The organism is Neobacillus niacini, from assembly GCF_030817595.1.
GTDB lineage: Bacteria > Bacillota > Bacilli > Bacillales > Cytobacillaceae > Neobacillus > Neobacillus niacini_G.
On sequence record NZ_JAUSZN010000001.1, the window covers coordinates 6,617,378 to 6,641,323 of the forward strand.

Annotated in this window: 24 protein-coding genes and 11 tRNA genes; 31 read left to right on the plus strand and 4 right to left on the minus strand. The window is 38.5% G+C overall.

Going from position 1 to position 23,946, the window contains the following annotated elements; genetic code table 11:
* Window positions 1-91 precede the first annotated feature (91 nt).
* The 12 genes from QFZ31_RS31805 (at window position 92) to mug (ending at window position 11,647) form a co-directional block, all read left to right on the plus strand.
* Complete coding sequence (locus tag QFZ31_RS31805) at window positions 92-793, plus strand: response regulator transcription factor (RefSeq protein WP_307311054.1); 702 nt, start codon at window positions 92-94, stop codon at window positions 791-793.
* Entirely contained in the window at window positions 765-2,189 is a 1,425-nt protein-coding gene (locus tag QFZ31_RS31810) for a sensor histidine kinase (RefSeq protein ID WP_179603402.1), read from the plus strand. Before QFZ31_RS31805 ends, QFZ31_RS31810 begins: the two co-directional genes overlap by 29 nt.
* A gap of 201 nt (window positions 2,190-2,390) precedes the next feature.
* Window positions 2,391-3,776 (plus strand): S1C family serine protease, encoded by a 1,386-nt coding sequence (locus QFZ31_RS31815; RefSeq protein ID WP_307311058.1) that lies wholly within the window; start codon window positions 2,391-2,393, stop codon window positions 3,774-3,776.
* A gap of 23 nt (window positions 3,777-3,799) precedes the next feature.
* Window positions 3,800-4,693, plus strand: coding sequence for a peptidylprolyl isomerase (locus tag QFZ31_RS31820; protein ID WP_307311061.1), 894 nt, complete (start codon window positions 3,800-3,802; stop codon window positions 4,691-4,693).
* 20 nt (window positions 4,694-4,713) lie between these two features.
* Window positions 4,714-5,130 (plus strand): hypothetical protein, encoded by a 417-nt coding sequence (locus tag QFZ31_RS31825; protein WP_307311064.1) that lies wholly within the window; start codon window positions 4,714-4,716, stop codon window positions 5,128-5,130.
* Window positions 5,131-5,249: 119 nt separating this feature from the next.
* Window positions 5,250-5,384 (plus strand): RAxF-45 family protein, encoded by a 135-nt coding sequence (locus QFZ31_RS31830; protein ID WP_307311067.1) that lies wholly within the window; start codon window positions 5,250-5,252, stop codon window positions 5,382-5,384.
* Between the two features lie 144 nt (window positions 5,385-5,528).
* Window positions 5,529-7,403: a ribosomal protection-like ABC-F family protein gene (abc-f, locus tag QFZ31_RS31835; RefSeq protein ID WP_307311070.1), complete on the plus strand. Its 1,875-nt coding sequence runs from the start codon at window positions 5,529-5,531 to the stop codon at window positions 7,401-7,403.
* A gap of 97 nt (window positions 7,404-7,500) precedes the next feature.
* Complete coding sequence (gene mgrA / locus QFZ31_RS31840) at window positions 7,501-8,493, plus strand: L-glyceraldehyde 3-phosphate reductase (protein WP_307311072.1); 993 nt, start codon at window positions 7,501-7,503, stop codon at window positions 8,491-8,493.
* A gap of 82 nt (window positions 8,494-8,575) precedes the next feature.
* Window positions 8,576-9,004, plus strand: coding sequence for a cell wall hydrolase (locus QFZ31_RS31845; RefSeq protein WP_307311075.1), 429 nt, complete (start codon window positions 8,576-8,578; stop codon window positions 9,002-9,004).
* 100 nt (window positions 9,005-9,104) lie between these two features.
* Window positions 9,105-10,421, plus strand: a complete 1,317-nt coding sequence (locus QFZ31_RS31850; RefSeq protein WP_307311077.1) for a Na+/H+ antiporter NhaC family protein — start codon at window positions 9,105-9,107, stop codon at window positions 10,419-10,421.
* A 92-nt stretch (window positions 10,422-10,513) separates the two neighbouring features.
* Window positions 10,514-11,089 (plus strand): YitT family protein, encoded by a 576-nt coding sequence (locus QFZ31_RS31855; RefSeq protein ID WP_307311080.1) that lies wholly within the window; start codon window positions 10,514-10,516, stop codon window positions 11,087-11,089.
* 54 nt (window positions 11,090-11,143) lie between these two features.
* A complete protein-coding gene (gene mug / locus QFZ31_RS31860; protein ID WP_307311081.1) occupies window positions 11,144-11,647 on the plus strand; it encodes a G/U mismatch-specific DNA glycosylase in 504 nt (167 codons plus the stop codon).
* Between the two features lie 455 nt (window positions 11,648-12,102).
* Here the strand turns inward: mug and shc are convergent, their stop codons facing one another.
* Window positions 12,103-13,968 carry a squalene--hopene cyclase gene (gene shc, locus QFZ31_RS31865; RefSeq protein ID WP_307311084.1) on the minus strand — a complete coding sequence of 622 codons (1,866 nt, stop codon included), beginning with the start codon at window positions 13,966-13,968 and terminating at the stop codon, window positions 12,103-12,105.
* Between the two features lie 153 nt (window positions 13,969-14,121).
* Between shc and QFZ31_RS31870 the strand changes: the two genes are divergently transcribed.
* From QFZ31_RS31870 to QFZ31_RS31885, 4 genes are all read left to right on the plus strand, one after another.
* Entirely contained in the window at window positions 14,122-15,186 is a 1,065-nt protein-coding gene (locus QFZ31_RS31870; RefSeq protein ID WP_307311087.1) for a DUF2515 domain-containing protein, read from the plus strand.
* On the plus strand, window positions 15,113-15,562 hold the full coding sequence (locus tag QFZ31_RS31875; protein ID WP_307311088.1) for a CBO0543 family protein: 450 nt from the start codon (window positions 15,113-15,115) through the stop codon (window positions 15,560-15,562). Before QFZ31_RS31870 ends, QFZ31_RS31875 begins: the two co-directional genes overlap by 74 nt.
* 221 nt (window positions 15,563-15,783) lie before the next feature.
* Window positions 15,784-16,221, plus strand: a complete 438-nt coding sequence (locus QFZ31_RS31880; RefSeq protein WP_034673452.1) for a peptidylprolyl isomerase — start codon at window positions 15,784-15,786, stop codon at window positions 16,219-16,221.
* Between the two features lie 107 nt (window positions 16,222-16,328).
* Window positions 16,329-17,114: a divergent polysaccharide deacetylase family protein gene (locus QFZ31_RS31885; RefSeq protein WP_307311092.1), complete on the plus strand. Its 786-nt coding sequence runs from the start codon at window positions 16,329-16,331 to the stop codon at window positions 17,112-17,114.
* Between the two features lie 35 nt (window positions 17,115-17,149).
* Here the strand turns inward: QFZ31_RS31885 and QFZ31_RS31890 are convergent, their stop codons facing one another.
* Window positions 17,150-17,632: a hypothetical protein gene (locus tag QFZ31_RS31890; protein WP_307311095.1), complete on the minus strand. Its 483-nt coding sequence runs from the start codon at window positions 17,630-17,632 to the stop codon at window positions 17,150-17,152.
* A gap of 173 nt (window positions 17,633-17,805) precedes the next feature.
* Here QFZ31_RS31890 and QFZ31_RS31895 point away from each other — a divergent pair, with 173 nt between their 5' ends.
* Both QFZ31_RS31895 and QFZ31_RS31900 read left to right on the plus strand, forming a co-directional pair.
* Window positions 17,806-18,561: an exodeoxyribonuclease III gene (locus QFZ31_RS31895; RefSeq protein ID WP_307311097.1), complete on the plus strand. Its 756-nt coding sequence runs from the start codon at window positions 17,806-17,808 to the stop codon at window positions 18,559-18,561.
* Between the two features lie 94 nt (window positions 18,562-18,655).
* Window positions 18,656-19,429 carry a class I SAM-dependent methyltransferase gene (locus QFZ31_RS31900; RefSeq protein ID WP_307311100.1) on the plus strand — a complete coding sequence of 258 codons (774 nt, stop codon included), beginning with the start codon at window positions 18,656-18,658 and terminating at the stop codon, window positions 19,427-19,429.
* A gap of 48 nt (window positions 19,430-19,477) precedes the next feature.
* Here QFZ31_RS31900 and QFZ31_RS31905 read toward each other — a convergent pair whose 3' ends face one another.
* Window positions 19,478-19,624, minus strand: a complete 147-nt coding sequence (locus QFZ31_RS31905) for a hypothetical protein (protein WP_307311103.1) — start codon at window positions 19,622-19,624, stop codon at window positions 19,478-19,480.
* A gap of 286 nt (window positions 19,625-19,910) precedes the next feature.
* On the opposite strand from QFZ31_RS31905, the gene QFZ31_RS31910 reads away from it, so the two are divergent.
* The 13 genes from QFZ31_RS31910 (at window position 19,911) to QFZ31_RS31970 (ending at window position 23,111) form a co-directional block, all read left to right on the plus strand.
* A tRNA-Leu gene (locus tag QFZ31_RS31910) sits at window positions 19,911-19,995 on the plus strand.
* Between the two features lie 59 nt (window positions 19,996-20,054).
* A tRNA-Gly gene (locus QFZ31_RS31915) sits at window positions 20,055-20,129 on the plus strand.
* A gap of 5 nt (window positions 20,130-20,134) precedes the next feature.
* Window positions 20,135-20,223, plus strand: a tRNA-Leu gene (locus QFZ31_RS31920).
* A 29-nt stretch (window positions 20,224-20,252) separates the two neighbouring features.
* Window positions 20,253-20,329, plus strand: a tRNA-Arg gene (locus tag QFZ31_RS31925).
* Between the two features lie 8 nt (window positions 20,330-20,337).
* A tRNA-Pro gene (locus tag QFZ31_RS31930) sits at window positions 20,338-20,414 on the plus strand.
* Window positions 20,415-20,429: 15 nt separating this feature from the next.
* A tRNA-Ala gene (locus tag QFZ31_RS31935) sits at window positions 20,430-20,505 on the plus strand.
* Between the two features lie 42 nt (window positions 20,506-20,547).
* Window positions 20,548-20,624, plus strand: a tRNA-Met gene (locus QFZ31_RS31940).
* A 12-nt stretch (window positions 20,625-20,636) separates the two neighbouring features.
* Window positions 20,637-20,729, plus strand: a tRNA-Ser gene (locus QFZ31_RS31945).
* 30 nt (window positions 20,730-20,759) lie between these two features.
* Window positions 20,760-20,844: transfer RNA gene (locus QFZ31_RS31950), tRNA-Tyr, on the plus strand.
* Window positions 20,845-20,877: 33 nt separating this feature from the next.
* Window positions 20,878-20,951: transfer RNA gene (locus tag QFZ31_RS31955), tRNA-Trp, on the plus strand.
* Window positions 20,952-20,958: 7 nt separating this feature from the next.
* Window positions 20,959-21,039, plus strand: a tRNA-Leu gene (locus QFZ31_RS31960).
* A 109-nt stretch (window positions 21,040-21,148) separates the two neighbouring features.
* A complete protein-coding gene (locus tag QFZ31_RS31965) occupies window positions 21,149-22,075 on the plus strand; it encodes a tyrosine-type recombinase/integrase (protein ID WP_307311105.1) in 927 nt (308 codons plus the stop codon).
* A 154-nt stretch (window positions 22,076-22,229) separates the two neighbouring features.
* Window positions 22,230-23,111: a hypothetical protein gene (locus QFZ31_RS31970; protein ID WP_307311110.1), complete on the plus strand. Its 882-nt coding sequence runs from the start codon at window positions 22,230-22,232 to the stop codon at window positions 23,109-23,111.
* Between the two features lie 204 nt (window positions 23,112-23,315).
* Here the strand turns inward: QFZ31_RS31970 and QFZ31_RS31975 are convergent, their stop codons facing one another.
* The gene (locus QFZ31_RS31975) at window positions 23,316-23,882 is read right to left on the minus strand and encodes a hypothetical protein (protein ID WP_307311112.1); all 567 of its coding nucleotides are present in this window, start codon (window positions 23,880-23,882) and stop codon (window positions 23,316-23,318) included.
* Between the last annotated feature and the right edge of the window lie 64 nt (window positions 23,883-23,946).

Genomic DNA, 23,946 nt, shown 5'->3' on the forward strand with positions numbered 1-23,946 from the left:
AAATAGCCGGGAAGTTTTTGCGATATAGTTGATATGAGAGAAAAATCGTTTAAACTGAAGAAAAGAAGAGTTTTACTGGGAGTGACGGATTTTGAAAATACTCGTGATTGAAGATAACACTAGTGTCTGCTCGATGATTGAAATGTTTTTTGCAAAGGAAGGGATTCAAGGAACCTTTGTAAATGATGGCCTGGAAGGGTATAACACCTTTAAAGCAGGAACTTGGGATGCATTGATTGTGGATTGGATGCTGCCAGGTATGGATGGGGTAAGTATTTGCCGAAAAATTAGAGAAGAACATTATACGGTGCCGATTATAATGCTGACTGCTAAGGATACAGAGTCAGACCAAGTACTGGGCCTTGAAATGGGTGCCGATGATTATGTCACCAAGCCATTTAGCCCGCTTACTCTGATGGCAAGAATTAAGGCGGTAACACGCAGATATCAAACCCAAGTGACTGCCCAAATGGATGATTTTCTTCAGACAGAACATTTTAAAATTAGTAAAAATACTAGAGAAGTTCTTGTCGATGGAGTACCTATAACAAACCTGACACCGAAAGAGTTTGATCTATTATATTATATGGTGGAACACCCGCGGCAAGTTTTTTCAAGAGAACAGCTGCTTGAAAGGGTTTGGGGATATCAATTTTACGGTGATGAACGGACAGTAGATGTTCACATTAAGCGCCTGCGGAAAAAAGTAGAAACCACCACGCAGCCATTCTTCCACACTGTATGGGGAGTAGGTTATAAGTTTGATGAGTCGATTCAAACAGATAAGAATTAAATATTTTTCTCAACAATTTATCAGCCACATTAGTATCATAATTGTCGCCTTTCTTGTCTTAAGTCTTTTGTTTGCTCATTATGTAGGTAATTTGGTGTATGAGAATAAAGCAGAAGAGTTAATCTCTTACGGTGAAGACATCCTTTCCGATATTGAGCGGAATCCTATCGCTATGGATCAAATTATTAACCAATATAGTAATGTTTTACGCTCAAGAAAAATTAGTTTTAGTATGTTTGATCAAGAGGCTCATCTTTATGCTGTCGGCAGAGGCGGTCCTGCTATTGAGTTAAAACCGTCAGAGTGGGAAAAGATTACAAATGGCCAAACGATTATCGTCCAAAGTGATTATAAGCGATTCGATCAAGACGGTGTTACTTTTGTTGTATTACCCTATATAGATAGCCGCGATCGGTTTGTTGGCGGAATCTTGTTAACCTCACCTATCAGTGGTTCAAGTGCAATGATTCGTCAAGTGAATCAATTTTTAATTTATACGATTCTAATTGCACTAGGGGTATCGTTTTTACTCAGCTGGCTGCTATCTAAAATCCATGTGAACCGGATAAAGAAACTTCGAGAAGCGACATCGCTTGTTTCTGCTGGAGATTACCATGTCCATGTACCTTCCTCTAATTTTGATGAGATTGGTGAATTAGCGAATGACTTTAACCATATGGTAAAAAAATTGAACCATTCGATGGAGGAGATTTCAGCACTTGAGAATCGTAGACGTCAATTCATGGCCGATGTTTCTCATGAAATGCGGACACCGTTAACCACCATTAGCGGAGTGATTGAGGGTTTAAAAAATGACATGATTCCGGAAGAGGATAAGGAACGAGGAATCAACTTAGTCAGCCAGGAAGCGAAGCGACTTATTCGTCTAGTTAATGAAAACCTCGATTATGAAAAAATCCGTTCAAACCAAATTCAGCTGTTTAGGGAAGATATTCAGCTATTAGAACTTTTAGAAATTATTCAAGAACAATTATCCGTACAGGCAGACGAGAAAAACGTTGAAATCATAGTTGAAGCAGACGAAGAGATCATTGTGAATGCCGACTATGATCGACTCGTCCAAATTTTAATTAATATTACGAAGAACAGTATCCAATTTACTTCAGATGGTACGATTTGGCTGCGAGGCCGAAAAGAACAGAATGCTACAATTATTGAAGTCGAGGATACTGGAATTGGCATCGACCCGAGTGAAGTCGAAAAAATTTGGCGGCGTTTTTATAAAGCTGAAATCTCGAGAACAAGTAATCCTTACGGAGCATTTGGTCTAGGACTATCAATCGTGAAACAGCTGGTTCTTCTTCATAACGGAGAAATCGAAGTAGAAAGTGAAAAAGGAAAAGGTACGAAATTTACCATTACCTTCAAACAGTAGGCAGCAGGGATATCCCTGCTGTCTTATTAGTCCGCCTTTGGACTGGTCAAGCCCTACAGCGTTAATAAAAAAATACTACTTTTTTCTTAATAATTTCCAAATCCCGTTATAGTTTGTTAACAGTTTTTTCATATTTGTGGGCTAAAGTATAGATACAATAATAAATTACACAAATTCCAAGTGTAAAGGAGTAGAAAGACTATGAACTACAAAGATGAATTTGAAAGGGAACAGGACAAACCAATTGACAATACAAGGGACGAAATTACAGACGGTTTTGATAGCAATTCAGATTATGAAACATCAATCCAACACAGTAGAGAAGGAGAAAGTGAATCTTCATTTATAGCGAACAAGCCAGAACCATTATCAGAACAGTCTGCTAACCGAGTTGAATATAAAAACAGTGCGAAAAGGAAAAAAAGAACTATTAAAGGTTTTGCCTCAATGGTGGCAGCTGGTGTCGTCGGTTCTGTATTAACCTTAACCATCCTGCCATACACAGACTATATGGAGAACTTTTCTTCAAATCAGGCAGGTCCAGAGATCGGTACAGTTCAGCAAAATACCAACACAAAGGCTAATACAGTAACAGCTCAGCCAACATCAGCAAAATCATCTTCATCGATTGCCGATACAGTTGAACAACTTTCAAAAACTATTGTTGGAATCGTTAATTACCAACAACAGCAAAGCCGAGGCCTTTATGGCAATAATTCTTCACAAACTGTTGAGAGCGGAACAGGTTCAGGGGTTATTTTTCAAAAAAATAACGACATTGCCTATATTGTCACTAACAACCACGTTGTTGAAGGGGCAACTAAGCTAGAGGTATCACTATACAACGGTGAAAAGGTTAGTGCGGAAATTGTTGGAACAGATGCTTTAACCGATTTAGCAGTTATTAAAATTGATAGTAAATACGTTGAAGCGACCGCTCAGTTTGGAGATTCCTCCACACTAAGGCCAGGTGATCAGGTATATGCAATTGGTAATCCACTTGGACTTGATTTTGCTAGAACTGTAACTTCAGGGATCGTTAGTGCTGTCAACAGGAGTATCGCAGTAAATACCTCAGCCGGAAATTGGGAAACAAACGTCATCCAAACAGACGCAGCAATCAATCCAGGAAACAGCGGTGGTGCGTTAATTAACCCTGAGGGATTAGTAATCGGAATCAACAGTTTAAAAATTGCTGATAGCGGTGTTGAAGGGTTAGGGTTTGCGATTCCGAGTAACGACTTTATTCCAATCGTTAATCAGTTAATTGAAAGTGGTAAAGTAGTGAGACCTTATCTCGGTATTGGACTTGCTGATTTATCAGAAGTTCCACAAATGTATTGGGAGAATCTACCTGAAAGTGTGAAGGAAGGAGTTATGATTACAGCAGTTGAACCAAACTCTGCAGCAGCTAATGGTGGTTTGGAAGCGCAGGATGTAATTGTTTCAATGAATGGTACAAAAATTGCAAACTCCTCAGAGTTAAGAAAGTATTTGTATTCTGATGTGAAAAATGGCGATGATATTAAATTTGAAGTTTATCGTGACGGAAAGCTTACTACTGTAAATGTTAAGCTAACGAAATAATCTAAGGGAGCTCTTAATATATAATGACTTTTATCAAGGAAAATAAAAAAATCGTTTTAGTCATAGCAGTACTTATTCTTGCAATCGGGGTATCCCTAAGCTTTGCATTACCAAAGGATAAAGCTGTTGCCAAAGTAGATGGTGAAGCCATAAATAAAGATGAGTTGTATGATGTGATGGTCGAACAATATGGGGCTGCAACGGTAGAACAGTTAATCGCCGATAAAATTGTTGCCTCTGAAGCGAAAAAAGAAAAGGTTACGATTACAGATAAAGAACTGAATGAAGAAGTGGATAAATTAAAGGAATCTTATGGCGGCGAGGAAGTATTCAACCAGATGTTGGAATCGAATAATACAACTGTTGACGCGCTTAAAGATGACCTTAAAAACTATTTAACTATTCGTAAGCTTCTTGAACCGCAAATTAAGATTACTGATGAAGAGTTACAAACTTATTTTGACGAAAATAAGGATTCATTTGGAGAAGCAGAACAAGTGAAAGCAAGTCATATTTTAGTAGCAGATGAAGCGACCGCGAATGAGATTAAGCAAAAGCTAGCCGATGGAGCTGATTTTGCAGAATTAGCAAAGGAATATTCTACGGATGAAGGTACAAAGGAAAATGGCGGGGAGCTTGGCTTTTTCGCAAAAGGTACCATGGTTACTGAAATTGATGATGTAGCCTTTACATTACCAGTTAATGAAATTAGTGACCCGGTAAAGACCGATTATGGGTATCATATTATTAAGGTTGAAGAGAAAAAAGAAGCGAAGGAAGCAAATTTTGATGATAGTAAGAAGGAAATTAAAGAAACGCTGATTCAACAAAAGATGGAAACAGAATATTCCACATGGCTTGAAGAAAAGAAAAAGGATTATGATATTGAAAATTCCCTTGAAAGTGTAGTTAGTTAACTGTTCATGAAGAGGTGAAGATGGTGAATCAGGTCGGAAGGTATGCAGTGAGTCGAGAAGTAGATGAGCTCGAACTGATGAAAATGGTCATGGAACTTCCTGAAAAAGACAAAATGCTGATGTGGTCTCAGGGATATATCGATCTTGTAGTTGAAAAATTGCCTGAGTATGCTCGTGATATTTTAGAGAATCGAAAGAAAAAATGGGAGAATACAATGGCATTTTATCAGGATCAGATTCAAGAAATTTTGAATGATGAGGAATTTAAAAAACAGGCAATGGGCGAACGGAAGGAGTTTGCCCATTTTGTCATCGAGCATTATCGTGAACTTCAGTCCTTATTGTTTGCAGCATATGATGGCAAAATAACAGATGAAGATATCAGGAGATTTGTCTATCGCCGGCGGTTCGGTGGCAGAAAAAAGTATCTGCATTAGGGTGTCTCGGAAAGTTAAAATTTAAAACCTTTTGATTAGTCTGAAAAGATAGGCTTGCAATGAATGATAAAAATAATTTACAATAGAATTAACTTGAATTGAAACGGAGGTGTAAAGAGATGGTTCGTTCTATTTTTGTACGTGTGCAATGGCTAGAAGCGCTATATTTGTGCCGTGCAATTTTTCATGAGGTAGTTTTCAAAGGGGGTAGTCTGCCCTTTTTTCAAAATTACAAAATGAATATAGAACGATAACACATCTCTTTACCCATAAGTAAAATAGGTAATAAGAGGGTGCCTTTTTAGCACTCTTTTTTCATGCCGATTTTTCGAACTGCGGGTATCTATGGATGCCCGCAGTTTTTGCGTGAAGAGAGTGTTCAAAAAAGGAGAATGAACATGATCGTATGTAGTGTTAATCATATAGCAAAATCTTTTGGCGGAAATATTATATTTGAAGATTTATCATTTGAGGTCCATGAAGGAAATCGGGTGGGGTTGGTTGGACGAAACGGCTGTGGGAAAACAACGTTATTAAAGCTGCTTGCCAATCAAGAAACAGTAGACGGCGGCGTTATTCATTGGAAAAAGGGGCTGAAAATTGGCTACCTTGCCCAAATTCCTGATTATAAGGACTTGACCGTTAAGGAAGTATTAAAGACTGCATTTGACCAATTAGTCGAGACAGAAACAAAACTACAACAAATAGAAGTGGAAATGGGGCAAGAGTTAACTCCTACCCATTTACAAAGGCTCATGGATAATTATGGAAAGCTCCAAGATGATTTCATCTTAGACGGCGGCTATGAAATGGACGCCCAAATGGACCGAGTTTCCCATGGTTTAAATATTATTGAGCTTTTAGATAAACCTTTTTCACTTTTAAGTGGCGGGGAAAAGACAAAGGTTGGTTTGGCGTTAAGCTTACTAAAGAAACCGGAACTTTTATTACTGGATGAGCCGACAAACCATTTAGACCTAATGGCAATTGAGTGGCTCGGGACATTTCTTAAGGAGTATACAGGTACGATTATTTTGATTTCTCATGACCGTTACTTTTTAGATGAAGTGGTAACAAAAGTCCTGGATATGGAAGATGGAGAAATAGAGCTATACCATACAAACTTCAGCGGCTTTGTAAAAGAAAAAGAAGAACGATTGTTACGGGAGTTTCAGGAATATCAGGAGCAGCAGCGGAAGATTAAAAAAATGAAGGAAGCGATTAAACGTCTTCGTGAATGGGCCAATCGTGCCAATCCACCTAGTGCGTCCCTTCATAAACGAGCTACCAATATGCAGAGGGCACTGGACCGCATGGAGAAACTTGACCGGCCAAAGCTGGATGTAAAAAAAATGGCGATTGATTTTGAAGCCAATGATCGCAGCGGGAAGGATGTTATTAAACTAGAGGATGTCTCAAAAAGCTTTGGCAGTCGGACGCTTTTTGAAAAAGTAAATATGCTTGTTCAGTACAAGGACCGGACCGCGATTGTCGGTGAAAATGGAACAGGTAAATCAACGCTGTTAAAAATGATTCTTGGTGAATGCCAGAGTGACCAAGGAATTGTTAAGGTTGGCAGCAATGTGAAAATCGGCTATTTGTCCCAACATGTCTTCCATACTATTGGGGATGAACGAGTGATTGATGTATTCCGTTCTGAAGTAAGTGTTAATGAAGGGGAAGCACGTCATATTCTAGCTCGGTTTTTGTTTTACGGACCAGCGGTTTTTCGAAAGGTTAATCAATTAAGCGGTGGAGAAAGAATGCGCTTGCGCCTTGCACAGCTTATGTATCAGGACATAAACCTGTTGATTCTCGATGAACCGACGAACCACCTTGATATTGATTCGTGTGAGGTTTTAGAAGAAGCACTCGAACAATTTAATGGAACGATTTTAGCTGTCTCACATGACCGTTATTTTCTCAATAAATTATTTAATAAAGTTTATTGGCTTCAGGGTGGGACCGTTTACTTCTTTGATGGAAATTATGACTGGGCAAAGAGTAAATTGAGTGCTGTAAAAGTGGATCAACCCATAAGGGCTGAAAAAGCTTTACTAAAAAAAGTTGAAAAGCCTCAAACGACAGCGGCTTCTGTGACTTTAGCGGATATTGAACAAAAGATTGAGGAGCTTGAAGCTCAAATTCACTTATTGAAGCAGAGGATGGAAACAGGACTAGATCTTGAAATGCTTCAGAAACAATTCACAGAATTAGAGCGGTTAGAAACAGAAAGAGAACATTTATACAAACAACTCGATGATGTAGTTTAATGGATTATCCACCCTCAAGAGAAAAGCCTCTCTTGGGGATTTTTTATTGCGACTGTAAAGTTTATAATAGTAAGTGATATAAAAAAGGAGGGTTTAAATGGTGTATCAAGCGGTTGATTCTCGATACAGTACGATGAAATACAATAGAAGTGGGTTGTCTGGTTTACAATTGCCAGCAATATCACTAGGTTTATGGCATAATTTTGGCGGAGTGGATACATATGAGAATGGCCGTGCAATGCTAAGAAGAGCATTTGATTTAGGAATTACTCACTTTGACCTTGCAAACAATTACGGCCCGCCCCCTGGATCCGCAGAAGAGATGTTTGGCCGAATGTTAAAAACTGACTTTGCACCATACCGGGATGAAATGATTATTTCCTCTAAAGCTGGTTATACCATGTGGCCAGGACCATATGGGGATTGGGGTTCAAGAAAATATCTGATTTCAAGTTTAGATCAAAGCTTAAAACGAATGGGATTAGATTATGTTGATATATTTTATTCTCACCGTCCTGATCCCAATACACCCCTTGAAGAAACAATGGGGGCATTAGACTCTGTCGTCCGCCAAGGTAAAGCATTATACGTTGCTATTTCGAACTATAGTGCGGAGCAAACAGAGGAAGCGGTGAAAATCTTGAATCGTTTGGGAACGCCATTAGTGATTCATCAGCCAAGCTATTCTATGCTAAACCGCTGGATCGAAGACGGACTGCAGGATGTTTTACAAGAAAATGGAGTTGGCTCCATTGCATTCTGCCCATTAGCTCAAGGTTTGTTAACAAATAAATATATAAACGGCATTCCAACCGATTCTAGAGCTGCTAAACCGGTAAGTTTCCTAAGTAAAGACCAAGTAACCGAGGAAGTGGTGAATCGGGTGAAAAAGCTGAACGAGGTTGCAGTCGAACGCGGCCAAAATTTAGCACAAATGGCTCTGGCCTGGGTTCTCAGGGGAGGAAAGGTAACTTCCGCTCTAATTGGGGCAAGCCGGGTAAGTCAACTAGAAGAGAACGTTGCAGCATTAAATAATCTTACGTTCTCAGAGGAAGAATTAAATAGAATCGACGATATATTAAAAAGTTAAAACAGCCATTTTGTTAGACCTATAGTCAGCGATTACTCCCGACAGAATACCATATAGGTATACGTACATGGGAGGTGAGTTGATGGCAGTAGTAAAAGCTAGTACTTCGGATATTGATCTCTTAGCAAGACTCATAAGGGCAGAAGCCGATGGGGAAGGCAAGCAAGGTATGCTGATGGTGGGGAATGTTGGTAGTAATCGTATTCGTGCAAACTGCTCAGATTTTAAGGGTATTAGAACAGTTCCGCAAATGATATACCAACCGCATGCTTTTGAAGCTACAACTAAAGGTTATTTTTATCAACGAGCTAGGACGGCTGAAAGGCGCTTAGCTCAAAGAGCCGTTAATGGTGAAAGAATTTGGCCATCAAAATTTGCTCTTTGGTATTTTAGACCGCAGGGTGATTGTCCGCAAACATGGTATGATCAACCGTTTGTTGCACGATTTAAGCGGCACTGTTTTTATCAGCCTTCTGGGGAAGAATGCGAAAATATTTATAATACCTTTTAAAATAAATGGAGCCGGAAATTACAGGGCTCCATTTATTTTGCTTTCCGAAATATACAGCAATCATTATAATTAGATTTATTAAAGCTAAGGTTGGTTTTGTATGAATAGGTTCTCGATAAAACAATTAATTTACCTCCTAACAATTACGTTAGCGGGTGTAATCTTTTCTGTCATTTTTCATTTTCCACTCGTCATTGGGTTTCTACCAGGTTATCTCGTTATTGTTCATTTAGCAAATCGAAATAACCAATCTTTTAAACAAATTGTCCAAATTAGTATTCGAGGTGTTTACAAGACTAGGATTGTTATTCTTATTCTTTTCCTAGTAAGTTTTCTGCTTCCATCTTGGTATCTGTCTGGAACCATTGACCAAATGGTTAAAATCGCACTTTATCTCATAAATCCACACTATTTCTATGTGTTAACGTTTGTTGCAGCGATGGTTTTTTCAATGCTTCTCGGAACAACAGTGGGAACACTTAGTGCGATTGGTATTCCCATTTTGGGGACTGCAGTAGTTCTAAACCTATCCACAGCAGTTGTAGCTGGTGCATTGGTTTCTGGGGCGTTTGTCGGGGACCGAACATCTCCATTTTCAAGTGCGAATCAGCTTTTAGCACATACATTAGAACTTCCTGTTAAAAAGCAATGGAATGCAATGTTCCTCACCACAATAATCGCAGTGGTATTGTCCATGTTATTCTATGGGGTATTTGACTTTTTTTCTACTGAGAAAATGATTCATACCATTTCATTTGAGTGGGGAGAGTTAACGTTTTTGAAGTTTATTCCCCCTATTATATTGCTAGTATTAGTCCTTTTTAGGCTCAGCATTATTTATGCCTTCATATCGAGTGTCTTAAGTGCTGCTATTATTTCTATATTAGGAGGCGTTAGGGTTTCTGAAGTAGCTTCAGCTTTTTGGAATGGGATTGAAGGTCTTGGCGGTGGTTTCCTACATATGTACGAATTGCTGCTGTTTCTTGCCTTAGCCGGTGCTTATAATGGTCTAATGGAGGAATTGAATGTTATTCAGCCTTATTTGGATAAATGGCTGCAACGATCAACTTCTTTAACAGGTGATACATTAAAAACCTTCTCAGCTACTCTTTTAATTAGTGTTATTGCGGCAAATCAAACACTTCCGATTATCCTAACGGGGAGGTCCTTCTTACCTCATTGGAAAAATTATTATGGGGAAGAGGAATTAGCGAGGGTGATGGGGGATACGACGATGTTATTCCCAGGAATGGTACCATGGAGTGTGCTTGCGATTATGTGCAGTACCATCGTTGGCGTTCCTATCTTGGAGTATTTACCTTATGCGTTATTTTTATGGGTCTTACCTTTTATAACGCTGATTGTGTCCCTGGTCAAGCATGTCAAAAAATCTAATAAAGCAGCAGCTGCTGAATGAAACGGAGTCTTTACTCCGTTTTTTGTTGTGATGAACTTCCTTGTACTAACATATATGTGGTTATAAAGATCTTTGGACAAGGGATGGGAACCATGCTGAAAAAATTAGCTGTGATTGGGTTTGGCAGTACGATGATTGGTATCGGGGTAAATGGATTTATTTTACCCTTCCACCTTATCAATGGCGGTATGTTTGGGATTAGTATTGTGATTAATTACTTGTGGCATTTTAGCATTGGTCTAACCTTTGTGATTTTAAATATTCCTGTTTATCTATATGCCTATAAATCTGATTTTGATTATTTTTTATACGGCCTGATTGGTGCTTTTTTTTCCGGTTTCATGATTGAATTCTTGGTTCCTTTAAGGGATGTATTTCATTTACCGATTGTAAGCTCTGTCATTATCGGAGGAGTAATCATTGGTATTGGGGTAGGAACCATGCTCAGGAATCACATTAGTCCAGGTGGAATGGATCTGCTTGCACTACTTCTTGCAAAGTGGACAAAGATTAATGTAGGTATCATTGCTTATGCTATTGATACAGTGATCATTATGACGAGCCTATTCATCTTACAGGAGCCTAGATTACTATATTCGATGTTAATCGTATCAATTGTTGGTTTATTTGCAACCGTCATTACTTCTTGGAATCATTATGAAAAATGAACAAGTTTTAGTAAAATAGGGTCATGAATGTTTTATGAATTGAGGAGCAATATGTTGAAACTAGTAAATGACCATATAAGAGAGAATTTAAAGATACTATTTGTCGGATTCAATCCGAGTATTCGTTCAAGCGAAACCGGACATCATTTTGCCAATCCGAACAACCGGTTTTGGCGAATTTTACATGATGCAGGTTTGACACCACGAAGATATAACGCCTCTGAAGATTCTAAGTTGTTGGATTTAGGGATGGGGATCACCAATATTGTCGCAAGACCCACAAAAGCAGCCGATGAGATTACGAAGGAAGAATACAAAGAAGGAAAAGATATTCTTCGGAAAAAGATAGAGACGTACAAGCCGAAGGTTGTTTGTTTCGTAGGGAAGGGAGTTTATCAAGAATATAGCGGTTTGAAGAAAGTTCCGTGGGGAAAGCAGGAGAAAGCAGTCGTTCCCGGAACGATTGACTTTGTCGGACCCTCCTCCAGCGGCCTCGTTCGAATGAAAGTGGAAGATGTTGTTGAGATTTATTTCGGACTTAAAGAAATAATCGAGTAATTTTAACCTTAATTACTTGTAATGCGGTTCACCGTTATGCACCATAATGAGGTTCTATTAGATTTACGAGAAAAAACACACTCTCTTTTAGTTAAGATGTCTTGTCCTTGATCGAGTAACTTGCAAAAGTAAAATAAGCGGAACTTTTCCGGTTAAATGCAGAATGAAGCACGTTTCGGGGTAAATAACCGGAGTTTTTCCGCTTATTCAAAGAAAACTCTCCCATTTTCGAATTTTTCGAGTCAATAGGCGGAATCTCTCCGTCTATTTATGCCTTTTTTAATACTAATTACTAATTAAGCGGAATTTTTCCGCCTATTTAACAGCACATCTGCTTAACCTGATCACCCAACCGATTAGAAAAAGACGTATGCCAATTCATACGTCAACTCTTGTGTCCTCTAATAAGAATGCACCCGAAAACGGTACCCTTTTAATATCGTAGTCCCGTCGTGTTATTTTTCAAACTTCTCTCGATAATGTGCTAATGCTAGTAAGGGAAAGATATAGCGGTAGCTATGGTAGTGTATATAAAAAGCACCGGCCATTCCCTGGCCTTTAGGGTAGGCTGTGGTCCAATCCTCTTTTTGCAGATTCTCCAATAAATGTGAGACCCCTTTACGAATCGCAGGTAATTGTTTATCTGAAACACTGATTAATGTATCCAAGGCCCAGGCTGTATGAGTTAGAGTGCTGACTCCTAGCGGCACGTATGTTTGTTTGTTATCGCTGTAACAGGATTCGCCCCAGCCTCCATCTTTGTTTTGAATGTGCTGGAGCCACTGGATGGCTTTTTGTATCGATTCATCACTTTCAGAAATTCCGACTGCAGCTAAACCCGTTACTGCGCCCCAAGTGCCGTAAATATAACAAATTCCCCATCTTCCATACCAAGAACCATCCCGTTCTTGGTGATCCAACAGCCATTTTACTCCTTTTTTAATACTTTGATGGTCTTCTGATAGATTTGTATAGTTCCCGAAGAATTCAAGCGTACGCCCTGTGATATCTGCACATGATGGGTCAGTTAGGATAAACTGAGCCTTTTCAATGGGAAGAAACTCAAAAAGCTTGGTATCCGTATTTTTTTCGAAAGCTGCCCAGCCGCCGTCGGCATTCTGCATGGATAGTAGCCAGTTAATTCCCCGGCTCCAGGTGGCATGATGATTGGTGCCCATTCTCGAAACCGATCGTAAAGAGGCGGTTGTATCATCCACATCGGGGTTAATGGTATTGATATCTGAGAAACCCCAGCCTCCTGGTAAACTAGTAGGATTATGGATTACCCAATCACCAAATTTAGTATGCTGCCTTTTTAGTAAGTATTGATTTGTTTTCTCAACCATGGGATCTTCAGGTGAAATCCCAGCTTCTTGTAGGGTATAGCCTATTAACGAGGTGTTCCACACATTTGCTGTCGTGTATTGCATGTGCGGGCGGCTCTTAATCGTACATTTCATTGATTTAATCCCATCAATCGCTTTCGTGATAACAGGGTCGGTTTTCTTATATCCTAGTGAGATAAGGGCAAAGATCATTAAAAAAGTAGAGCTGTAGTAGCTGTAAAACGTACCATCTTCTTCGATATGGTCAAGCATATATTTCTTCGCGCGCTGGATGGCCAGTGTATGAAGCTGTTGGGGCAGCCCGATTAAATTCTTTACACCCTTTTCAATAAAAGAGAAGAGCGAACGCATTTCCTCCGAACGAATCCATGATCCAGAGTCATTTCTGCCTGTACTTAAATCCGAGAGATCAGGACTCCTACTTGTCTTAATCGATAATTTCTTATCAGCAAGAATCATCATAGGGGTTAAATTTGCCCGGCCGTAGACGGAAAAAGAATAGAAATTAATTGGAAAAGAGAGTGGTAATAAAATAATTTCAATTGGCAGAGGGGAGAAGGAGGGCCACTTTAATTGCCCGGTTATGGCCAACATCACTTTTGTGAACATACTAACCTCTTCGATACCGCCTTTGGTTAAAATAAACTTTTTTGCCGTTTGAAGGCGTTTATCCTTTTTGTGATAGTATCCGGAATATAAAAGGGCGTAATAGCATTCCACTGTAGCTGTAAGGTTTCCTTCCCGTTCATCGTAAAAAAGTTTCCAAGAGCCGGTTCTTTCTTGTCTGCTAAGAATCCTCTCCGTAAGACCCTTTATTAATTCTTCATCATTTATTTCAAAAGTCCGTAATAAAATGATCATATAGGCATCTGTCGATAATCCAGTTTCGAATGGGTAATTCCAGGAGCCATCGGGAGACTGATCCCTTCTAAGTGTCTCAACCAGCCAGTCAATGCCTTTACTTGTAACGGTCATCGTAATGTTCAGTCCTCTCCCAATTGAATATTCTCATCTATACATATTCAGGAAATAGAAAGAGAATTCTCAAGGGAGGTTATCATTATATTTTTTATTAGAAGCCGGGAAAAAACGCCAATTGAAGCCATTAAGGATGAATTAAAGGCAAAAATGAAACAACCAGCCGACATCGACAATAATAAATTAACTAGCGAGGAGAAAGGTATTTTAGAAAGGATAACAAGGAATACAAGGGAACTGAACCTGAATAATGTCACAAGGACCATGGCCTATTTTGATTTTTACCAAAAACATCCTGAAATCCATTGGGCGTTTTTAGGACATATGGTCTCTAGAAATGGCGGCTGGAACATGACGGATTTAAAAGGGGATTTCCTTACACGTCTGCTTACAAACCAAGAAAGGAATGCTTATTTTACTTTCTTAGAGCACGGGAATTGGCTGATTTTTCAAGACGCCTATCCACAATTTTTACTATACTGTGAAAGCTTAAAAAGAAATAAACCGCTCTTTTACCTTTTACCCGCTTTGAACATATCCTCCTTCATGGAGAGTGTTTGGAATTATTTTTGGAGAAGGCGGGACTCGTACATTTTAACAATGGCTCTGGTTATTAATGAACAAAATTATTTAGAAAAAAGAGTGATTCAGAATCCTATTTATCAAAAGGATGTTTTAAACACATTAGAGTTTAAGCTACAGGATTACCTTTCGTTTAATCATATTTTGTTTCCCTATCGAAAAAAGAATTTAGCCGGGCAAACACTTCATGAGTTTCAATCATTACATGAGCGTATTTTATTAGGAAAAAGATTATATGCTGTGCTTTTTCAAAAAAAGGAATTATTAACTCAATTTGTAGAATGGGCAAAAGCACATCGCCATACTGGGTCTAGAAAAGATTACTGGCAGCATATCTTTAATAATGTTAACGAAGGAGTTCCTGGGATTCCCTATCAGCTCCGATTAAATGCCTGCAAACTGAAGTGGGGAGCTAAAAAAATATATAGTCCAGATTTAATGTCAGCATGGAAAGACGTTCAGCACCAAGAAGCGGAAAAGGGAGATTGGTTTCGTGATTGGCATGTAGCCGACTATCTCTCGGAGCTTAACGAAACACATATAAACGGGGAGATTGAATATGAATACTGTAAAACGCTCGAAAGGCTTGAACTTGCCGCCTTGGCAAAAAAAGTCATTACCGTTTTTAATTAGAGAATATGCTCCTGTCTTAGTTTTGGCTATATTGCTTGGTACTAGCTTAGATCTCTACTTTGTCGGCAAGAATTTGTACATGTTCCCAATTCGACCGTTTCCGGAAGTATTTTCTTTCAATATTGCTTTCACTTTTATTGGGCTGCCACTTCTTGTCCTTGTATATGTAATGAAGATGAAGATGGTGAATATATGGGGGAAGGTAGGTATTGTTTTATTTCTAAGCTTACTAATGCCTATCTTTGAAAGGTTTTCCGAATTATTTGGGCTTTTTGAGCATTCAAGTGAATGGAAGCATATGTATAGCTTCTATGGTTACCTCGTTTTTTTCTCGTTTATATTTTTATTTTATCAATTAACAAATAAAGAACAGTAAAAAAGCCAAGACCGAAGTCTTGGCTTTTGTAATGCCGCTACCAACGACACTACGTACCCCTTCCGTCCGTACAGTGGTTAAGTGTCCCGCAACAAGCGAATGTTCGGAAGGGGTACTGTTATAATACCACAAATTTATGAATTTAAACCATGAAACTTTCTTTTCTGTGTTGGAAAGTGTATGATGAAAATGAATTTTTTTACATAAAGGAGATGTTAATTGTGGCAAAAAAAGGACACATACAAATGCAAAACGGTGAAAAAATTGAGTTTGAATTATATCCAAACGAGGCACCTGGTACAGTTGCTAACTTTGAAAAGCTAGCAACTAGCGGCTTTTACAATGGGTTAACTTTCCACCGTGTTATTCCTGGATTCGTAAGCCAAGGAGGATGCCCTGAAGGCCGTGGAACAGGTGGTCCTGGCTATACAATCAAATGTGAAACACAAGGCAATCCACACACACATGTTCCAGGTGCTCTATCAATGGCACACGCTGGTAAAGATACAGGCGGCAGCCAATTCTTTATCGTCCATGAGTCTCAGCCGCACCTAAATGGTGTACATACTGTTTTTGGTAAAGTGACTTCTGGTCTTGAAGCTGCGAAAGCGATGAGAAATGGCGACATTATGGAAAAAGTGGAAGTATACGACGAATAGGATTACTCAAAGAGCCGAGCAATTGGGCTCTTTTTTATATCATCCGTTAGAATGAATCCATACTCTAGGGGCAAATTAACCTAATAACATCACACTGGGAGGTTTTTATGAAAAGATTTGCTCTATTCCTAATCCCCTTATTACTGCTTTCCATGCAAAAGCCTGTTTCAGCGGTGAAGAATGAAGATAAACAGCTGAAGGCTGCCATCATAATTGATGATTTCGGCGGAGGTACTGGTGGTGTTAGAGATTTCCTCGAGGGGAATATTCCGATCACGGCAGCAGTCATGCCTTTTACCGAAAATTCAAAGAAACATGCTGAATGGGCGCATAAAAATGGATTTGAAGTAATCGTGCATTTACCAATGCAGCCGAAAAGGGGAAAACGATCCTGGCTTGGTCCGAAACCAATTACTGTCGATTTATCACATAAAGAGGTAAAGAAAAGGGTAGAGGAAGCATTAAAGTCTGTACCACATGCAGTGGGGATGAATAATCATATGGGGTCTTTAGCGGTGGAGGATGAGGAAGTCGTCAGAGCGATTGTTGAAGTGGCAAAAGAGAGAAAGTTGTATATCATTGATAGCGGGACAAGTCCTAAATCGAAATTTCCAGAGCTTGCAAAGGAAATGAACGTGCCGCTATTAAAAAGGGATGTTTTCCTTGATGATATATCGTCATCAAGCCACGTGAGAAAACAGATGAAGAGATTGGCGAAAATAACCGAATTCACTGGCAGGGGAATTGCCATCGGGCATGTTGGGGTGACGGGAAAAGTATGTTCTGTCGGGATTTTTCAATCAATGGAAGAATACAAACAACGTAACATAAAAATCGTACCAGCATCGCAGCTATTTTCGACACAATTAACAGAACAATATTTGATACCATGAAAAAAGGCAACTTTTACAGTTGTCCTTTTGTGACTTTATCTGATTTTCTTTTTCTCAAAGATCATTTGGAAAAGATATAGCAGCATAGCCTTGAATAAAAAGATGAGTAAAAAGTTAAATTTACTTAATCTGATTAGAGAGGCATACCCAAGTTTTTTTAGGATTGGGACATGTATATAAACAAAAAATGCATCAATACAGAAATTGGTAAGAAAGTATCGTTTGAAATTCCCATAGGTAAACTTCATAATCCATAGGGTTCCAATGAAGAATGGCCCAATGATTAGTGGAAGTTCCCCAATAACCTTTGGAAAAAGTCTTTTATGAAATAACCACCATAACCTTTTGTGAGCAAACAAACTTTCAATGAAAACAAAAATGCCAATAAACAATGCACCTAGGGTAAACCGCTTAAATGTTTTCCTTCCTAATAAAGGAGCAGACAGCCAAGGAACAACAATCATTATAATAAAAACAAACTTTTCGTATCTCGTTAGGAATTTAATTAAATCTTTCATCCGGACATCCTTTTTTAAAAATATGTTTCCCGTTTATTGGAAATTTATGTACGGTATTCCTTATAAAAAATATATCAGCAAAACCAACTGCTTTCCTTCATTATCTAAAGCTGATACAATGTCTCCTATCAATCTATGAATGATAAGTAATTAATGGGGATGGGATATAAATCATGAAATTAGTTTCTTGGAATGTCAACGGGCTTAGAGCCTGTGTGAATAAAGGTTTTTTAGATTATTTTAATGAAGTCAATGCTGATATCTTTTGTGTTCAGGAAACGAAATTGCAGGAAGGTCAAATTACCCTGGAACTTGAAGGATATCACCAATACTGGAATTATGCGGTCAAAAAAGGCTACTCAGGTACAGCCGTTTTCACCAAAAAGAAGCCTATTTCTGTCACTTATGGTGTAGGAAATGAGGATTCACAAGAGGAAGGAAGAATCCTGACATTGGAATTTGAAGGTTTTTACTTGGTGAACGTGTATACTCCGAACTCTCAAAGAGATTTAGCAAGACTTAGCTACCGATTAGAATGGGAGGATCAGATTATCTCCTATTTAAAAGAATTAGACTTAGTTAAGCCTGTTGTATTATGTGGGGATTTAAATGTGGCTCATCAGGAAATTGACTTGAGAAATCCGAAGTCAAACTTAGGTAATTCCGGCTTTACTCTGGAGGAACGAGGAAAAATGACTTCGCTGCTTGAGTCAGGGTTCATTGATAGCTTCCGCTACTTTTATCCGGAAAAAGAAGGAGCCTATACATGGTGGTCATACATGGCTAAGGTTCGTGAGAGGAATATTGGCTGGCGGATTGATTATTTTATTGTTTCAGAAAAACTTCGTGATAGGTTAATCAATGCGGATATTCATTGTGATGTAATGGGAAGTGATCATTGTCCTGTTGTACTCGAATTTGAAATGTAAATCACTATAAGTTTTTCTTATTGGATATCATAAAAACCTCATAATTTTATTAATTAGCACGATAGATTAAATTAGAATTAAGAGGTGATACAGTATGGATATTAAAAAAGACGTTCAACAGCAATTTGGAAAAAATGCTGCTTCGTACGTTTCAAGTCCTATTCATAAGGATGGGAAAGACTTATTGAAGATGGTAGAAATGGCAGTAATCTATGGTCAGGAAGTACTGCTCGATATAGCCACAGGCGGTGGGCATACTGCCAATGCGTTTGCACCTTTAGTTAAAAAAGTGACAGCGGTTGACCTTACCGGAGAAATGTTGACAGCGGCTGAGAGTTTTATTACAGAAAACGGTCATCAAAATGTGGAATTTGTTCAAGGTGACGCAGAGCAGCTCCCTTTTACCGATGAATCGTTTGAGATTGTTACCTGCAGGATTGCGCCACATCATTTTCCTAATGTGGATTTATTCATAAAGGAAGTATATCGAGTATTGAAGCCGGGCGGTCAATTTTTATTGGATGATAATGTTGTACCTGAATGGAAAGAATATGATGAATTTTACAATACGATAGAGAAAATACGTGATTATAGTCATTTCCGTGCGTGGAAAAAATCAGAATGGATTCAAAAACTTGAGGATAGTGATTTAGAAGTTTTTGAATGGCATCGTTTTGAGAAGACGTTTCAATTTGAATCGTGGTGTGCAAATATGAAGCTTCCGGAATCAGAAAAAATTCATTTGACTAAATTTATTCTTGAATCTTCCGATAAGATTAAAGATAAATTTAGAATACTCATACAGGATGAAAAAATTATTTCATTTAATGGGGAAGCGATTATTTTGAAGGCGTTAAAACGTAAGTAAAAAACCCAGTGTATTAAAGAGATCAGTCTCTTTGATACACTGGGTTTTTTAAAATTCAAAAGGACTGTGCAGGTCATTTAGAGCAGTTCCGAATACATCAAATTCAGGTGACTTCTCACTATTAGGTATGGTTTCTTCTTGATCCACATGATTTGCGGGCATTTTTTCGACGTCTTTCTTCTGATTGTAACTCAAGATCGCATCATCTCCTTTTTTGGGGAATGAATTATATTGTATTTTTACCCATTAAAAACGTTCTAAACCATTTTTATTTTTTTATTATAACCTCAGCATAGTGTAGGTATGGTGATAATATATATTGTGGAATAATATCAGTACTTTTTGCGTTTCAAAAAAAACTTTAAAATTTAGTGTTGATTTTTGTCGCAATCCGTTGTAAGATTATCAATGTCGCTGCTACGACGTAGCGAAGTTAGCAACTTAGTTTTCTAGTTCGTTTTTCTAGAAGGCGATATTACATGCGGGTGTGGCGGAATTGGCAGACGCACCAGACTTAGGATCTGGCGCCGCAAGGCGTGGGGGTTCGACTCCCTTCACCCGCACCAAAATTATTTTCGTTAGAAAATAACCAAAACGAATTAAAATAAAATTATCATAAAAAAATGCGGAAGTAGTTCAGTGGTAGAACACCACCTTGCCAAGGTGGGGGTCGCGGGTTCGAATCCCGTCTTCCGCTCCAATGTTGCCGGGGTGGCGGAATTGGCAGACGCACAGGACTTAAAATCCTGCGGTAGGTGACTACCGTACCGGTTCGATTCCGGTCCTCGGCACCATTTCCAGAATAGAAGTTATAGTATAAATTGCGCCCGTAGCTCAATTGGATAGAGCGTCTGACTACGGATCAGAAGGTTATGGGTTCGACTCCTTTCGGGCGCGCCATATTTTATCGGGAAGTAGCTCAGCTTGGTAGAGCACTTGGTTTGGGACCAAGGGGTCGCAGGTTCGAATCCTGTCTTCCCGACCATCAAGCACAATTTTTGGGGCCTTAGCTCAGCTGGGAGAGCGCCTGCTTTGCACGCAGGAGGTCAGCGGTTCGATCCCGCTAGGCTCCACCAAAGTATACTTTTGTAAGCATAGGTGTATAATTTAAAAAATTTGGCGGTGTAGCTCAGCTGGCTAGAGCGTACGGTTCATACCCGTAAGGTCGGGGGTTCGATCCCCTCCGCCGCTACCAAATTTTTCATTCGGAGGAATACCCAAGTCTGGCTGAAGGGATCGGTCTTGAAAACCGACAGGCGGGTCAAACCGCGCGGGGGTTCGAATCCCTCTTCCTCCTCCATAAATTTCATATTATTGATTTCTCCAATGTGGAGGGGTAGCGAAGTGGCTAAACGCGGCGGACTGTAAATCCGCTCCCTCCGGGTTCGGCGGTTCGAATCCGTCCCCCTCCACCAAGTTATTTTATGATAGTTATTTCACTTTTTTATAGGGGTATAGTTTAAAGGTAGAACGAAGGTCTCCAAAACCTTTGGTGTGGGTTCAATTCCTACTACCCCTGCCAACGATTTGCCGGTGTGGCGGAATTGGCAGACGCGCACGACTCAAAATCGTGTTCCTCTGGAGTGTCGGTTCGACCCCGACCACCGGTATCCTAACAAAGCAGTATTACCAAGGCTTCATGCTTAATTGCATGAAGTCTTTTTTGTGTTTATTTCACACGACAAAATATCCACAAAAAGTGTGCGGAGGTAGTGTGCAGTGAGTAAAAGAAGGAGTCAGCTTTCAGATGATGAATTACGAATTTCCACCAAGACAACATTCGTCACAACTGACGAAGAAGCACTAAAATTGTTTTACGAAGAATGCCATCTTAAAAATTTACGCCCCCATACCATCAAATACTATCGAGAAAATTTACAATCAAAAGACCAGCCATTAGTCAACATGATTGAACGTGACATTAAATTAATGATTTTGGATATGCAAGAAAGGGGATTGAAAATAACAACCATAAACACAAAGCTACGAGCACTACGATGTTTTTTCAACTTTTTGTATACCAATAAACATATCAAAAAAAATCCTATGGCTAACGTAAAACTTTTAAAACAGCGCAAAGAAGTTGTGCCATCATTCTCTAAGGAGCAGGTAAAACTATTATTTTCGCTTTGTAACAAACGTACTTTTGTTGGCATTCGTGATTACACCATTATGTTGTTAATGCTTGATACTGCAATTCGACTCAATGAGCTGGTCAATATCGAACTTACAGACGTAAAGGAACATGAGATCATTATAAGGGAAACCAAAACATTCTTTGAGCGTGTAGTTCCTATGAGCAAGAAATTGAAGGAACAAATGGATATTTGGATTAAAATTCGTGGCAATTGTCACACTGATAAACTTTTCATCAATGTCGATGGAGACGAACTCAAAAAACGGAGCATTCAAAACAGGATTGAGCATTACGCCAAACTATCTGGAATTACAAATGTTCGTGTTTCAGCTCATACATTCAGACATTCATCAGCTAAATTTTTCATTCAAAATGGTGGCAACGCTTTTCACTTACAACAATTGCTTGGTCATACTTCGTTAGAAATTACAAAGAAATATGTAAATCTTTGGTCAAAAGACGTAGCCGAAAGCCATAAGCAATACGGAGCCTTAAATAATATTTTTTAGATTTAGAAATAAATTGACGTGTGTTATTATTGAAAAGTTTAAAAACAAAAAGAAACGTTCCCTTAGGTCGGCAAACTGTCGGGGAACGTTTCACAAAAAATCTAACTTCATTATAGCAAGTTTGCTTAATGAAGTAAAAAGGGAGAATTTCATAATGAACGGAATTATTAAAAGAAGGAAAACAAGTGATTATGCTCAGATCCATAACGGAGCACTTCAACAACTTGAAGACATTAGGAGCATCGGTTTAATCGCTCACTTAATGTCGCTACCAGATACATGGGTAATCAGCAAAATGCAATTGTACAGCAAGTTCGGACGAGGCCCAATAACCAATGCAATAAAGGAATTGGAAGCGAAAAAGTATTGGGTCACAATTCAATATCGAGATGGAAAAAAGACTTTGTATTATTACAACGTCAGTGACGTAGCTTTTGACGATAGTCACGTTTTAAATATGATTGAAGAAATAAATCAAAGAAAATTTAAAATAACCGCTATAACCGAAAGTTTTACACATTTACTAGGTGTTTCAATTGCTGAAAATCAGCAACCCAAAAGTAAAGAAAAAGAGGAATGTACTTCTTGTAAAGATTCTTGTGTTGCCGATTTTGAACAGTGCAAAATCAATTGTTCAAATTCAAATGTTGAAAACACTCAACTATTAAAAGAAATAGAATTAATAACAAACAAAGAAAAACAAAATAAAGATAAAAGAAACATTGTTAATTTACAAGGCATTGACAAATTTTTAAACGCTAATAAATTTAAAATTGCATTAATCAGTGCCTGTAATGAATTTTACACCGAATTTGCACCGAGCAGATGGAGTAAACAATCATGGTTAACGCTCATTGAAACATTCGTTAATGAAAAGATTGAAGATTGTACCTACGACAGAGTACCAGCAAATAAGATTAGGGGATATGCTTACGCTTCAATTAAAAACATGGCTCATAAAGTCGATATGAAAAACGGAAACATTGAGTTTAGCAGCAGTGGAGAATTACCGTATTATGATTGGTTAAATAATTGAAGTGTGTCGTGTTTCACACAGACATAATTCTTGAATCTTAATATTCAATTTTAAGGTCGGTATTTGGTGCCGACCTTCCACAAAGGAGTGGCAACGTGAAGATCAACAGTAAACGAATGCTACGCGTTAATTTTGGCATAGCTTTGTTTTCCTATTAGGAGCAAAAATAAAACCACAAGCTCGTCAAAGCTGTGGTTTAGTTGATTATTCAAAATGAGTTTCAAAAACTTCTTCAGGAATTTCACCGTAACGATAAGCTTTGCCTTTCATAACTTCGATTGTTTTGTATCCAATCAATTCAGGCAGTGATTGTTCAAAATCTTTGATTGCTTCAGCGACAGACAGTGTTTTCAATTTACTCGGATTTAAGTCATAATTAATGATATAATCCGTTGTTGTGTGGTATGGTTTATGAATTAATATTGTTGTATTAGTAGTGTATTCAGCTGCTTCACACAAATTGTCCCAACGGTCTCCGACAATAAAACCAATAGCATCTTCGATAATATCATTGAAATCTTCACCATCTAAGCTGATGATAACATTACCGTTTTCGTCAAATTCAAGACCTTCAATTTCATCTTCGTCAAGCTCTCCATTTTGGTACAATTCAGTATAAGACATGGACATCGCTTTTTCTTCTTCTGCTTTCTCGTCAGTTGTAACAATAAGTAAATTGTTTAGCTCCACGTTGTAATACATCGCTTTCTTTTCATTTCCAGCGATTTTGTTGAATACAGTTCCTTCATATGATAGTTCAATTTTTTTCATTTAAATTTTCCTCCGATTTGTTGTTTGTTATTGATTACAAAGTTATTATATTGACGTTTTTAAA

What these genes read in the sequence shown, in the direction of transcription:
- shc (WP_307311084.1), bottom strand. Translation starts at nt 13,968, where the DNA reads ATGACCGTTACAAGTAAAGGCATTGACTGGCTGGTTGAGACACTTAGA.
- QFZ31_RS31900 (WP_307311100.1), top strand. Translation starts at nt 18,656, where the DNA reads ATGGATATTAAAAAAGACGTTCAACAGCAATTTGGAAAAAATGCTGCT.
- QFZ31_RS31895 (WP_307311097.1), top strand. Translation starts at nt 17,806, where the DNA reads ATGAAATTAGTTTCTTGGAATGTCAACGGGCTTAGAGCCTGTGTGAAT.
- QFZ31_RS31850 (WP_307311077.1), top strand. Translation starts at nt 9,105, where the DNA reads ATGAATAGGTTCTCGATAAAACAATTAATTTACCTCCTAACAATTACG.
- QFZ31_RS31845 (WP_307311075.1), top strand. Translation starts at nt 8,576, where the DNA reads ATGGCAGTAGTAAAAGCTAGTACTTCGGATATTGATCTCTTAGCAAGA.
- QFZ31_RS31970 (WP_307311110.1), top strand. Translation starts at nt 22,230, where the DNA reads ATGAACGGAATTATTAAAAGAAGGAAAACAAGTGATTATGCTCAGATC.
- QFZ31_RS31820 (WP_307311061.1), top strand. Translation starts at nt 3,800, where the DNA reads ATGACTTTTATCAAGGAAAATAAAAAAATCGTTTTAGTCATAGCAGTA.
- QFZ31_RS31830 (WP_307311067.1), top strand. Translation starts at nt 5,250, where the DNA reads ATGGTTCGTTCTATTTTTGTACGTGTGCAATGGCTAGAAGCGCTATAT.
- QFZ31_RS31875 (WP_307311088.1), top strand. Translation starts at nt 15,113, where the DNA reads ATGAATACTGTAAAACGCTCGAAAGGCTTGAACTTGCCGCCTTGGCAA.
- QFZ31_RS31975 (WP_307311112.1), bottom strand. Translation starts at nt 23,882, where the DNA reads ATGAAAAAAATTGAACTATCATATGAAGGAACTGTATTCAACAAAATC.
- QFZ31_RS31815 (WP_307311058.1), top strand. Translation starts at nt 2,391, where the DNA reads ATGAACTACAAAGATGAATTTGAAAGGGAACAGGACAAACCAATTGAC.
- QFZ31_RS31870 (WP_307311087.1), top strand. Translation starts at nt 14,122, where the DNA reads ATGAAACAACCAGCCGACATCGACAATAATAAATTAACTAGCGAGGAG.
- QFZ31_RS31825 (WP_307311064.1), top strand. Translation starts at nt 4,714, where the DNA reads ATGGTGAATCAGGTCGGAAGGTATGCAGTGAGTCGAGAAGTAGATGAG.
- QFZ31_RS31855 (WP_307311080.1), top strand. Translation starts at nt 10,514, where the DNA reads ATGCTGAAAAAATTAGCTGTGATTGGGTTTGGCAGTACGATGATTGGT.
- abc-f (WP_307311070.1), top strand. Translation starts at nt 5,529, where the DNA reads ATGATCGTATGTAGTGTTAATCATATAGCAAAATCTTTTGGCGGAAAT.
- QFZ31_RS31885 (WP_307311092.1), top strand. Translation starts at nt 16,329, where the DNA reads ATGAAAAGATTTGCTCTATTCCTAATCCCCTTATTACTGCTTTCCATG.
- QFZ31_RS31810 (WP_179603402.1), top strand. Translation starts at nt 765, where the DNA reads ATGAGTCGATTCAAACAGATAAGAATTAAATATTTTTCTCAACAATTT.
- QFZ31_RS31890 (WP_307311095.1), bottom strand. Translation starts at nt 17,632, where the DNA reads ATGAAAGATTTAATTAAATTCCTAACGAGATACGAAAAGTTTGTTTTT.
- mgrA (WP_307311072.1), top strand. Translation starts at nt 7,501, where the DNA reads ATGGTGTATCAAGCGGTTGATTCTCGATACAGTACGATGAAATACAAT.